This is a genomic window from Halobacillus sp. K22, from assembly GCF_052246795.1.
Taxonomy (GTDB): domain Bacteria; phylum Bacillota; class Bacilli; order Bacillales; family Halobacillaceae; genus Halobacillus.
On the sequence record NZ_JBQQCN010000009.1, the window covers coordinates 92539 to 105092 of the forward strand.

The following is a 12554-nucleotide window of genomic DNA, read 5'->3' on the forward strand; positions in this document are numbered from 1 at the left end:
TATTTGGCCAGGTCCGGAGGGGGACGGGGAGACTCCTGTGGGATAAACATGATCGGTGAGACCCCGGAAAGCTTTAGCTTGAGGAGGCTCAGCACAGAAGAGGAGGTTCGACTAAGAACGCCACGTCGTGTGGCAACGTCGAACGGCCCTGCGTCGTGCAGGGCCGGAAAGCGAGTCGTTCCCCGCAGGACCTAACTCTCTCACGAGATATCTCGAAACTGAGTCTTCCACAAACGGGAGCTTTTCTTTAAGACTCAACACGGAGATTTAACAGAACTATTAGTTTAGTAATAAATGCTGGAATTTGAGTGAATACTCCGTACAGGCCAAAATAGATGGGCAAAAATAAAATATTTTCAATTTTTAAACATTTCCCTGTATCATCTCACATTAATCGTTGTATTTAAAATATAAATCAGCTGTTATAGGTGCCCTGAAGACTTGGATAAAGTCTGAGATAACGCTGGTATTGAAGTTTATAAATGTCCTGCTGTTCTTGGTCAGGGGTGAAAACTTCAGCTTCCTGTGATGCGATATGCTTTTCTATAAATTCGTTGTAATTCTTTACCCAGCCCATCCAGATAAAAGCGGTCGATGCAGCTCCCAGTGCAGTTGAGTATTCACTTTCTTTTAGAACTCTGACCGGTCTATTTATAATAGTAGCCAGTGTTTGGATCCAGACACGGCTTCTGCCTCCACCTCCAATGATGGTAATTATTCCTTCTTGTTTTTCGGATAGTGATTCAATCACCTGACAAAAGGAAAAACAGAGCCCTTCGACTACTGCACGTATAAAATCGGCTTTCTGGACCTCTGGGTGAAGCCCGACGAAGGCGCCAGAAGCTTCCGGGTCCATAATCGGGAACCGTTCCCCGTGCATATAGGGTAAAAAAAGAACACCATTTGCACCCGCCGGGGAGGCAGCTGCCAAATTTTCGAAGTTCTCAAAAGGTGATTCGCTTTGGTCTGCCCAGGTATGGACAGCCCATTGATAAACATTTCCTGCGTTTAATAGCGGGACGATGGAAATGTTCATTGCTTCCGGCAGATGCGAAAGGGTAAATGCCCCGTCTATTTTATTCGCGTTCCTTTTTATTGGAGCAGCTACCCAGCCTGTGGTTCCTAAATATAAATACTGGTCACCCTCCTGAATAGCTCCTGCCCCCATTGTGCCAGCCCCTGCATCCCCGCTGCCGCATAAGACAGGGGTCTGCTTAGGAAATCCCGTCCACTCAGATACTTGATCCGTTATTTTTCCTGCTGCTTTTTCCGGGGCCAGAAGGATGGGGAGTTTCCTTTCATCTATTGCAAAATCAGAAAGAATTTCCCGGCTCCATTTTCGTTCATGAAGATCCATTAAACCTGATGTAGCCGCGGTTACAGTGTCGGTTACTGCTTCTCTTGTCAGTTTATAGATGAGATAATCCTTCGCGCTGAATAGAAAAGCTTCAACAGAGTCATATTGTTCGGGCTGATGCTTCTTCATCCATAGTAATTTCGCAAGAGGAGTAGAAGGGCGGACTGAGTTCCCCGTTATATCTGAAATCAGGGGCTTCTTTGATTGTACAAGTTGTGCTTCTTGATCAGCTCTTGTATCGGAATAAAGAATGGCTGTAGAAGCAGTTTCAGAAGCATCTATTGGAATAACATCTTCCATTTGGCCGCTAAACGTAATTGCCCTGATTGCTTCCATATGTTCGGGATGGGTGTTCTGCCAATTAGAAAGGATAATTTGAAACGCCTCCCACCATTCTTCAGGCTCTTGTTCAACTTCACCATTTGAGCCATATTTCGTTTCAATCTCTATCGATTGTTCACTTGCCCGTTGTCCTAGTCTATCTAAAAGAACTCCTTTAAGAGCAGATGTTCCTAAATCGAATACGGCTATGTAATTCATTCCGATCCCTCCAGCTTGAATAGTGAGTCATTTATCTCTTCAAATTGTACATGATTCTCTCTTTATAATGAATGTGTTAGATTCAGAGAATATAAAAACGATAAGCGAGTTAAATCCTGCATGTATGATGTGAAGCGCTTGCTTTGGGCGGGATTGAAAAAAGATATGTATTTATCTGTAAAATGATAGGCATAGAGGTATATTTATGGTATCTTTAATTCAAGCCATCTTAATTAAAGAGAATTATAAAAAGAGACGATGGTTTGTATAGTTATAGGATTAGATGGTGCAATTCTGGTCAAATAGGCCAGGGAATCCAGTGGCAGTAAAGTCATATGGAGTAAAAAAGTGGGAATCCTCATAAAGGATTTCCACTTTTTTATATTCTACTAAGTTAATTCAACGTATTTCTTATTACAGAAAAGCTCCCGTTTGTGGAAGACTCAGTTTCGAGATATCTAGTGAGAGAGTTAGGTCCTGCGGGGAACGACTCGCTTTCCGGCCCTGCACGACGCAGGGTTGTTCGACGTTGCCACACGACGTGGCGTTCTTAGTCGAACCTCCTCTTCTGTGCTGAGCCTCCTCATGCTAAAGCTTTCCGGGGTCTCACCGATCATGTTTATCCCACAGGAGCCTCCCCGTTCCCCTCCGGACCTGGGCCGAATCAGAAACTCGAAACGGCTTCATCCTTCACCCAATTGAGAAGAAATAATCACATGGGCGTATATACTTTTCCAGTTTGAAACTGTGCGGGATCGCCTGTTATATAAGCAGTCAGGCGGGATAAGGAGGATAGGATACTCTCTTTTCAGAGGGTCCGTTATTCTCCCGTGGCTGGGTTGGTTGGCAAATGCCGAGACTCCCCGGTTAAAAGCGGAAGCACCTTGGTCAGCGGCGTATGGACTGGACTGAACTGGCGGAGATAAAGGAAACACGAAGAGCGTAGCGATTCGATGTTGACTTATCGTACAGAAGTGAGGGGAGTCTCACTAGACGCTAGGTGCTGGAGCTGGATAGCTCTCTTCAACGTTTAGGCACTCATTTATGCTTACGTCTCTAAGAAGTGTAAGAGTGGGAGAAGGGACTAGGTGAGATCCCGCAGGGAGTGAAACGAGCGAGGAAGCTGATGGTAAAAGGAGGATCGACTAAGGTCGCCACGTCCTGTGGCAACGTCGATCGACCCTACGTCGTGTAGGGCCATAGGAAAGTGTTCAAATGTGGAATCACCCCGATAGACACGACCAGCATAAGCCGCTCATCAAAAGGATGGCGGTTTTCCCATCCGTTGATGAGCGGCTTATGACTCGAGTGTCTGGGTAATGGAACAAGCCGAGTTATTTCCCCACCAGCCCTTCTCCAAATATCGTAACGGACCCAAATTGTCTCGAAACTGAGTCTTAAAGTAAACGGTCCTTTAGTTTAATAGATCCTGATTTTTACAAATTCTTAATGTTAATGAAATCCCGATAACCAGGGAGATTTTATAGATAGGAACAATTACATATTTTGTCCCGAGTCTCTGGATGTAGTATAGTTAGAATGAGCGTGAGAATTCTGACAATAGTGTAATAGGAAGAGAGGGGTACACCTAATGAATCAGCAAACATTTTTATATCAGCCAAAGATTTCTGATGTGATGAAAAATATTAATAAGGTGATGATTGGGAAAGAAGAAGCGGCTTTACTGAGCATTGTGGCATTGCTTGCTAAAGGGCATGTCCTACTTGAGGACGTCCCGGGCGTAGGAAAGACGATGCTCGTAAAAACCCTTGCTAAATCCTTAGATTGTGAGTTTAAACGAATTCAGTTCACCCCAGATTTGCTGCCATCTGACGTTACAGGTGTTTCTATATATAATCCGAAAGAAATGGAATTTGAATTTAAGCCTGGTCCTATTTTAGGGAATATTGTGCTGGCCGATGAAATTAACCGTACTTCTCCGAAAACACAATCCGCATTACTTGAAGGGATGGAAGAAACGAGTATTACGGTGGACGGAAACGCCGTGCCTCTTAAAGATCCTTTCTTTGTCATGGCTACCCAGAACCCTATTGAATACGAGGGAACATATCCACTGCCTGAAGCTCAACTGGACCGGTTTTTGTTAAAAATGAAAATGGGATACCCTACCGCGAGTCAGGAGATGGAGATGCTGAGCCGGACCTCAGGCGGCCATCCGATCCACGAGATATCGTCTGTAATTACTCGCGATGAGCTCGTAGGATTGCAGAAAGAAGTTGAAGAAGTGTATGTAGACACAACCGTAAACCGCTACATTATTGATTTAGTTACAGGCACTCGGAATCATGAAGGTGTGTATCTGGGTGTGAGTCCCCGTGGATCAATTTCCCTCATGAAAGCCGCCAAAGCCTATGCTTTTGTTCACGACCGTGATTATGTGGTGCCTGATGATGTCCAGTACCTCGCCCCTTATGTATTGTCACACCGTATGATTCTTACTTCTGAAGCGAATTTTGAGGGAGCAACGCCTGAAAGTATTATCGAAGAGCTGCTCTCTGCGACTTCCATCCCTGTTAAGAGGAATATTAGTGAATGAGACAAACCCTCCAATTCACTGCTAAGCTCCTCGTTGTTTTGACATTGTTTGCTGTTTTATTTTCATATGCAATGTTTCAGGGAGGCTTTGTCAGCTGGTTTCTCTTCTATGCGTTTCTTCCTTTTCTTATTTACATGACAGGGGTACTGCTGTATCCAATAAACGATTGGAAGGTAGAACGTAAACTCTCAAAAAGGGTCGCCACAGGAGGCGAAAGTGTAGAGGTTGATGTGACACTGACAAGAAGAATCCCTTTTCCCATTTATTATTGCGTCATTGAAGAATATCTCCCGGAGTCCCTTAAGAAACAAGACCGGCATTTAGAGAAATTCAGAGACATGGATAAGCCGAATGAATTTCAGCAGGACAGGATTGTTAAAAAGGTCATGTTCCCCTGGTTCAAGAAGTCTTTACGCTACCATTATGAACTCGACAAGCTTCCGCGCGGAGAGCACCAGTTCCAGGCATTCCGCATTAAAACCGGAGATTTTTTCGGATTTGTTAAAAAAGAACACGTATATCGGGAAGAAGATAAACTTCTTGTCTTTCCTTATAAACGTCCCGTGAAAATGCGTGAGCGTGTGTACAGCTTTGAGCAGGGAGCTAGCCCCTCTTTCAAACTTAATGAAAAAAACACGAATGTAGTGACAGGGGTTCGAGAGTATATGCAAGGCGACCGCTTTGCGTGGGTGGATTGGAAAACCACAGCCAAGAAGAATCAAATGATGACGAAAGAATTTGAGCAGGAAAAAAGTGTGGATATGCTCATTATTCTGAATGCAGTCTATCATCCATCTATGAACCCTGTGAGCTTTGAAGGCTCCGTTGAGTTCACCGCATCTTTATTAGAGGAACTTCATAAAAAATCCTCTCAGCTTGCTTTCATGACACTTGGAGATGGAAGGGCGTATTTTCCGTTTCATCAAAATCGTTCACAGACCCACAAAATACAGGGGCACCTGGCTAAAATAAGGCCGCTCGGCCGCATGCCTTTTTCACAGCAGCTGGATCGTGAACGGGCTCAAATCCCTTCAGGTACGATCGCTTTAGTAACCAGTCATTACTTAGATGAGAATACCGAACAATCCCTCGTGAAATTGGCGAAAAAGAGTAAGCGTCTCGTCTTTTTTTACGTGCGCCCGCGCGAGCAGGTGAGCTTTCAAGATCACCAGCACATTAAGCTGTTAAAAAACCAGGGGGTCGTTGTTCAAGTATTATCAGAGGAGCAATTGACACAACAAGAATTTGAGGTGAGCACCTGATGCCTAATCCTAATACAACCAATGACCAGCGCTCAGCTATTTTTAAGCTTATGATTTATGTGACTGGTTTCTTATTGTTCTGTGAATGGCTGCGGCCTCTGGAAGTCATTACGGAAACGAATGACGTGACGATCTTCTTTATCTATGCGACGTTTTGTTTTTTTGTTTCCTTTATTCAGGTTCCTTGGTACCTTTCTATGCCTCTCAAACTGCTGGGATTAGCCTTTATTTTGGACGGTCTTTATATTGCAGAAACGATTTTCAGCCGCAATTGGTTCTCTGTCCTGTATGAGCAAATCGTCTTTAATATTCAGGTGATTCAGGCACAGGAATGGTGGCAGATGACTCCTCTATTCCGGAGTCTGCTTTTCCTTATCCTGTTGTGGCTTATGAGCTACTTGCTTTATTACTGGATTGTTGTAGCTAACCGCATGTTTGTGTTCGTGCTGTTGACGCTTATTTACGTCACAGTGGTAGATACGTTTACCGTCTATGATGGAAAATGGGCGATCATCCGTACGTTTGTGCTGGCTATGGCCGCGCTTGGAATTACCAGCTTTTACAAAGAGATGGATAAAGAATCGATTGGTTTGCGCGGGTTTAAAAAAGGTCACCTATGGGTGCTGCCTTTGCTTGCGATCATCCTGTTTTCAACGGTAGCGGCTTATGCTTCTCCAAAACTTTCTCCGCAGTGGCCGGATCCAGTTCCTTATATCCAAAGTGCTACAGGAGGTGCTGGCCCCGGAGGAAGCGGCGTCGTTCAGAAGGTCGGCTACGGTGAAAATGATAGTCGTCTCGGAGGATCGTTTATTCAGGACGATACCCGTGTCTTTACGGCTATGGCCGATGGAGAAAGATACTGGAGAATTGAATCGAAAGATACGTACACCGGAAAAGGCTGGGAGGATACATTGGAAGAACCGGTGCAAACTGTGTCCCCCGACAATATTCCTTTTCAAACCTTTACGGATGAAGTCGAAGTAGAAGAACAGCAGTCCCTTATCGAGTTAACTAGTGAAGCTGATTTTCGAAAACTGGTGTATCCATATGGCGTCACTTCGGTTGACTCCAGGGACGGATATAGGCTTCGAGTTCATGAGAATACCGGTGAAATGGATACACTCAAAGGAGATTCCCCAGCTAAGCTGAACAGATACGTTATCAACTATGATTTTCCTTCTTTTGAATATGATCAGCTGCGTGAATCGAGTACCGAAGACCCGGAAGAGATCAAGGAGAACTACTTGCAGCTTCCTGATTCCCTGCCGGGGCGAGTGCGCAACCTCGCCAGTCAAATCGTAGAAGACGAAGACAATCGGTACGATAAAGCGAAAGCGGTAGAGTCGTACTTTTCATCGAATGGCTTTGAATATTCTACGACTGATGTACCGGTACCTGATGAAAATGAGGATTATGTGAACCAGTTCTTATTCGAATCTCAAATCGGATACTGTGATAACTTCTCCACCTCCATGGTGGTTATGCTAAGGTCAGAAGGCATTCCGGCCCGCTGGGTAAAAGGGTTCACGGGTGGAGAGCGAATCGATGCCACGGATGTTACGTACAACGATGAACTTCAGAATAAATATGAAATCACAAGCGGCAATGCGCATTCGTGGGTGGAAGTCTATTTTCCAGATGTGGGCTGGGTTCCTTTTGAACCAACGAAAGGGTTCACAAACAACGCGGACTTCTATACGGATGTAGAAACCGATGATAGTGATTCAGCGGCTTCAGGTGCTGATTCGGAAATGCCAGAAGACAATATGGGTAACCCGCAGCAGATGGAAGACCAGGAAGCAGCTTCTGATTCTGAGTCCGTTAACATCGACTCTGAACAGAGCTACGTATGGGTCTATGTTCTGGCTGGATTTCTACTCCTGGCTTTACTTGTTCTGTATGTGACTCGTTACAAGTGGATATCCGCTTTTCTTATCCGTCGCTATCGAGGAAAAGAGGATGAGGAAACGTATGAAAAAGCCTACCAATATTTACTAAAAGTGCTGGATCATAAAGGGTTCAAGCGTAAACCCGAACAGACGCTCAGGGACTATGCCTTCGTCGTCGATCGCCACTTCCAGTCCAATGACATGCGGCGTTTGACGAATGATTACGAGCGGGTTCTGTACAGAAATGAGAGCCACCGTTCCCATTGGCCGAAAGTCACTGAATTATGGGAAAATTTAATTAAAAAAGCATTGTCTTGATTCCTGTCATAACCGTTGATAGAATGAATGGAAATTAGACGCATTCTTCCTTCGTATATCCTCGAGAATATGGCTCGAGAGTCTCTACCGGGGCACCGTAAATGTCCTGACTATGAAGGTGGGGATCACGTGACGAGATATGCACGGATGGATTTCTGCCTTCGCCTGAATTATTTTAACGGGAAGGTGGGAATCCTTTTTTTATAGGCCCCTGGTCGTGCGTTTTTTCTAATGAAAAGGAGTGGAAAGATATGGAGCAGGTCCAAGGTATGATCCTGGTACTGGATTTCGGAAGTCAATATAACCAATTAATTACCCGCCGTATACGTGAGTTCGGGGTTTATAGTGAACTTCACTCTCATAAAATGACGGTCGAAGAGATCAAAGAACTGAACCCAAGCGGTATTATTCTTTCTGGCGGACCTAACAGTGTGTACGGAGAGAATAGTTTCCGTTGTGATGAAGGTCTGTTTGAGTTAGGGATTCCAGTGCTTGGCATTTGCTATGGCATGCAGCTCATGACTCATCATTTCAAAGGAAAAGTGGAGCGGGCGAATGAGCGTGAATACGGAAAAGCGGACATTAACATAGCCGAAGACCCGGCAATTTTTAAGAAAACTCCTCGGAATCAGACGGTCTGGATGAGCCATAGTGACAAAGTCATAGATCCGCCGCCAGGTTTCGTTGTGGATGCGACCAGTCCTTCCTGTCCGGTAGCCGCTATGAGCAATGGTGAAATCAATATGTACGGCGTGCAATTTCACCCGGAAGTACGTCATTCGGAGTATGGCAACGATATCCTGCGCAGCTTCGTGTTTGATGTATGTGATGCGAAGGATGACTGGACGATGGAGCACGTAGTTGAAATGGAAGTAGAGAAGATCCGCGAACAAGTCGGAGACCGTAAAGTATTGTGTGCGCTAAGCGGCGGGGTAGATTCCTCTGTTGTAGCGGCGCTGATCCACCGTGCGATCGGTGACCAGCTCACTTGTATTTTCGTAGATCATGGTCTGCTTAGAAAAAATGAAGCGGATGACGTAATGCGCACGCTTGGTGATGGATTCAATATGAACATTATTAAAGTAGACGCTAAGGACCGTTTCCTAAGCAAGCTTGAAGGCGTATCCGATCCTGAACAGAAGCGGAAAATCATCGGTAATGAGTTCATTTACGTCTTCGATGACGAAGCAGAAAAGCTGACGGAAATTGATTATCTGGCTCAAGGAACTCTTTATACCGATATTATTGAGAGTGGTACGGAAACGGCTCAAACGATTAAATCCCACCATAATGTCGGCGGTCTGCCGGAGGAAATGGAATTAAAGCTGATCGAGCCTTTGAACACACTCTTTAAAGATGAAGTGCGTGCGCTTGGAACTGAGCTTGGTGTGCCTGAACATATCGTTTGGCGCCAGCCTTTCCCAGGACCTGGACTTGCGATTCGCGTATTAGGTGCGATTACGGAAGAGAAGCTTAAAATCGTTCGTGAATCCGATGCTATTTTGCGTGAAGAAATTAAAGAAGCTGGGCTGGACAGGGATATTTGGCAGTATTTCACCGTGCTTCCGGATATTCGTTCCGTAGGAGTTATGGGGGATGAGCGTACGTATGACTATACGATCGGCATTCGTGCCGTGACATCGATCGATGGTATGACGTCCGATTGGGCTCGCATTCCCTGGGATGTACTGGAGAAAATCTCCACCCGCATCGTGAATCAGGTCGATCACATCAACCGAGTGGTTTATGATGTGACAAGTAAGCCGCCGGCTACCATTGAATGGGAATAAACGAATATTAAAGGTCATAAATTGTTTTAATGTTCGTGATTAGGGTTGACGAATGAGATTAGTCCTAGTAAGATAGAGAAAAATCATGAAAAAGTAACACCGTCGTATAATTTTGGGGATAAGGCCCATGAGTTTCTACCGGACCGCCGTAAACTGGTCTGACTACGCTGGTGATTAGTTGACGCCTTGCACGTGGTTTGTGCCTGGCTCATCTATTGCCTCCGTATATAGGTAGACACTCTTGATCATTCAAGAGTGTTTTTTATTTGGGCTTTAACATAGAGACAACTCTTCAGAAGGAGCGGCTGGTGACTGTGAGGGAGGAAATAGAAATGAGTAAATTTTTTAAGTTTAAGGAGCTGGGCACGAACTACCGCACAGAATTTATGGCTGGACTTACCACATTTTTGGCGATGGCCTACATTCTGTTTGTTAATCCGTCCACGCTTGCTCTTGATGGGATTGAGCAGCTTCCTGAAGGAGTCACGCGTATTGATAAAGGTGCGGTATTTACAGCGACGGCGATTGCGGCTGCTGTTGGTACATTAATTATGGGGGTTTTCGCCAAGTATCCAATTGCGCTTGCACCTGGTATGGGATTGAATGCGTTTTTTGCTTATACAGTAGTTCTTGGGTATGGAATTCCTTGGGAAACGGCACTGGCAGGTGTATTAGCATCCGGACTTATTTTTATTGTATTAACGGTAACCGGCCTGCGCCAAAAGATCATTGATGCGATTCCTGGGAACTTGAAACTGGCTGTTGGAGCAGGAATTGGGTTGTTTATCGCTTTTATCGGCTTTCAAAATGCCGGAATTGTTCAGAACAGTGATGCGACGCTTGTACAGCTCGGGGACTTAACGGCTGGACCAACGATGCTTGCGATTTTCGGTATTATTGTATCGGTAGTATTCCTGTCTCTGGGCGTTAAAGGCGGAATTTTCTACGGCATGGTCCTGACATCTATCGCTGGAATGGTTACTGGATTGATTGCACCGCCGACAGCAGTGAATGATGTCGTGGGGGCTGCGCCGAGCGTGGCACCGACTTTTGGAGCAGCATTCACTCACTTTGGTGAAATCTTTACAATTGAAATGCTGGTCGTTATTCTCACCTTCTTGTTTGTCGACTTTTTCGATACAGCGGGAACATTAGTAGCAGTGGCTACTCAAGCTGGTTTCATGAAAAATAATAAATTGCCTCGTGCCGGCCGTGCTCTATTTGCGGATTCCGCAGCGACCGTAGTCGGATCCGTAGTAGGTACATCAACGACTACCTCTTATATTGAATCCACGGCAGGTGTAGGGGCCGGGGGTCGAACAGGCTTTGCTTCTGTCGTAACAGCCGCCTTTTTCTTATTGGCGTTATTGTTTTCACCATTGTTATCAGTTGTAACCGCGCAGGTGACTGCGCCTGCATTGATTATTGTCGGTGTGCTGATGGCGTCTACCTTGAAAAATATCGATTGGGATCAATTTGAAATCGGTGTTCCGGCTTTCTTTACCATTGCCGCTATGCCGCTTACGTACAGCATTGCTACAGGAATTGCGATCGGATTCATCTTTTATCCAATTACCATGCTGTTAAAAGGACGTTCCAGAGAAATTCATCCAATTATGTACTTCTTGTTCATCATCTTTATTTTGTACTTTGTCTTCTTAGCTTAATGGAGTTATCTCAGAGTGTGGTTTATTCCATATAAGCTCCCGTTACTGTAAGACTTGATTTCGAGACTTTTGAAAGAATTAGGTCCTGCGGGGGACGATTTCGCTTTCCGGCCCTGCACGACGCAGGGTCGTTCGACGTTGCCACAGGACGTGGCGATCTTAGTCGAACACCCCTTGTGGTAAGCTTCCTCGGGCTTAACAGCCCTGCGGGATCTTACCGATCATGTTCATCCCACAGGAGTCTTCATCGTCCCCCTCCGGACCTTGCGAAATATAGAGCTCGAAATCATGTTTGAAAAACTCTGGTCTATGGTGGAGATAAACTTCTAACGATGAGTGTGTGCGGTGGATAATTCCCGTTATATAAGTATTTGAGGCGGGTCAAGCACCTTCTAACGACTATAGAAGGGTCCGTTCGCTTTTCAAGCATAGGCTGGCGAAGGGAACGACGAGACCCCACAAGGAGTGGTAACGACTGAGGAGGCTTGCCAGTTCCCCCGCAGGAAAGCGAGTTGTTCCCGTAGCCATCCGCTCTCTTTATTAGCAACGGACCTGGAATATCTCGGAATCGAGTCTTCAACTATACGGCCCGTTAGCTTAATAAGTCTTTTATAAAAAACACGGCAGTCGTGGTGACTGTCGTGTTTATTCTTCTTCCAGATGACGGATGCTGAGTGGCTTTTGATGCGTATGGTTCGTAACTTGGCGATGAAGCTGGATGACGAGCAGGCCGTGCTTATAGGTGGCTTCCATTTTGTCGTTCCGGACAGGGAAAGGCAGATCGATACTCCGTTCAAAAGTTCCGTCCGCGATTTCAGACATTAGCTGATGACCACCGCGGTGGTTAATCTCAATTTTTCCTTTAATTGTGAGGGTGGTGTGATCGACGAGTACCTCTACATTTTTCGGATGGCTCATTCCAGGGATGCTCACGTAGCATAAAAGTTCATTATCATATTGATACATATTTATATAAGGAATGGATGGCTTCATCATTCCCTCGAAGTCGCCCCAGAATTCATTTCCGAAAAAGCGGTCTAAATTGGATTTCCAGTCTTTAAATTGGTTCACGTCATCACCCTCCATAATTTGTCAGTATTTGCGATAGAAAAAGATTGTGTCACAGACTTCTCATAGTTTATAGTGTATGCAAGAAAGAGTCCATGGGTGAATA

General features: G+C 45.2%; 7 protein-coding genes and 2 riboswitches. Of the genes, 5 read left to right on the plus strand and 2 right to left on the minus strand.

Annotated features, from left to right (window positions below):
- Window positions 1-415 precede the first annotated feature (415 nt).
- Window positions 416-1897: a xylulokinase gene (locus ACTWPM_RS08825; RefSeq protein WP_443132690.1), complete on the minus strand. Its 1482-nt coding sequence runs from the start codon at window positions 1895-1897 to the stop codon at window positions 416-418.
- Window positions 1898-3488: 1591 nt separating this feature from the next.
- Here ACTWPM_RS08825 and ACTWPM_RS08830 point away from each other — a divergent pair.
- From ACTWPM_RS08830 to ACTWPM_RS08850, 5 genes are all read left to right on the plus strand, one after another.
- Window positions 3489-4454: an AAA family ATPase gene (locus ACTWPM_RS08830; protein WP_443132691.1), complete on the plus strand. Its 966-nt coding sequence runs from the start codon at window positions 3489-3491 to the stop codon at window positions 4452-4454.
- The gene (locus ACTWPM_RS08835; RefSeq protein WP_443132692.1) at window positions 4451-5716 is read left to right on the plus strand and encodes a DUF58 domain-containing protein; all 1266 of its coding nucleotides are present in this window, start codon (window positions 4451-4453) and stop codon (window positions 5714-5716) included. The genes ACTWPM_RS08830 and ACTWPM_RS08835 overlap by 4 nt, the downstream gene beginning before the upstream one ends.
- Window positions 5716-7923, plus strand: a complete 2208-nt coding sequence (locus ACTWPM_RS08840; RefSeq protein WP_443132693.1) for a transglutaminaseTgpA domain-containing protein — start codon at window positions 5716-5718, stop codon at window positions 7921-7923. Before ACTWPM_RS08835 ends, ACTWPM_RS08840 begins: the two co-directional genes overlap by 1 nt.
- A gap of 31 nt (window positions 7924-7954) precedes the next feature.
- A riboswitch (purine riboswitch) is annotated at window positions 7955-8056 on the plus strand.
- 118 nt (window positions 8057-8174) lie between these two features.
- Complete coding sequence (guaA, locus tag ACTWPM_RS08845; protein ID WP_443132694.1) at window positions 8175-9713, plus strand: glutamine-hydrolyzing GMP synthase; 1539 nt, start codon at window positions 8175-8177, stop codon at window positions 9711-9713.
- A gap of 82 nt (window positions 9714-9795) precedes the next feature.
- Window positions 9796-9898, plus strand: a riboswitch (purine riboswitch).
- Window positions 9899-10045: 147 nt separating this feature from the next.
- Window positions 10046-11380: an NCS2 family permease gene (locus ACTWPM_RS08850; protein WP_443132695.1), complete on the plus strand. Its 1335-nt coding sequence runs from the start codon at window positions 10046-10048 to the stop codon at window positions 11378-11380.
- 645 nt (window positions 11381-12025) lie between these two features.
- On the opposite strand, the gene ACTWPM_RS08855 is transcribed toward ACTWPM_RS08850, so the two are convergent.
- Entirely contained in the window at window positions 12026-12451 is a 426-nt protein-coding gene (locus ACTWPM_RS08855; RefSeq protein ID WP_443132696.1) for an Hsp20/alpha crystallin family protein, read from the minus strand.
- Between the last annotated feature and the right edge of the window lie 103 nt (window positions 12452-12554).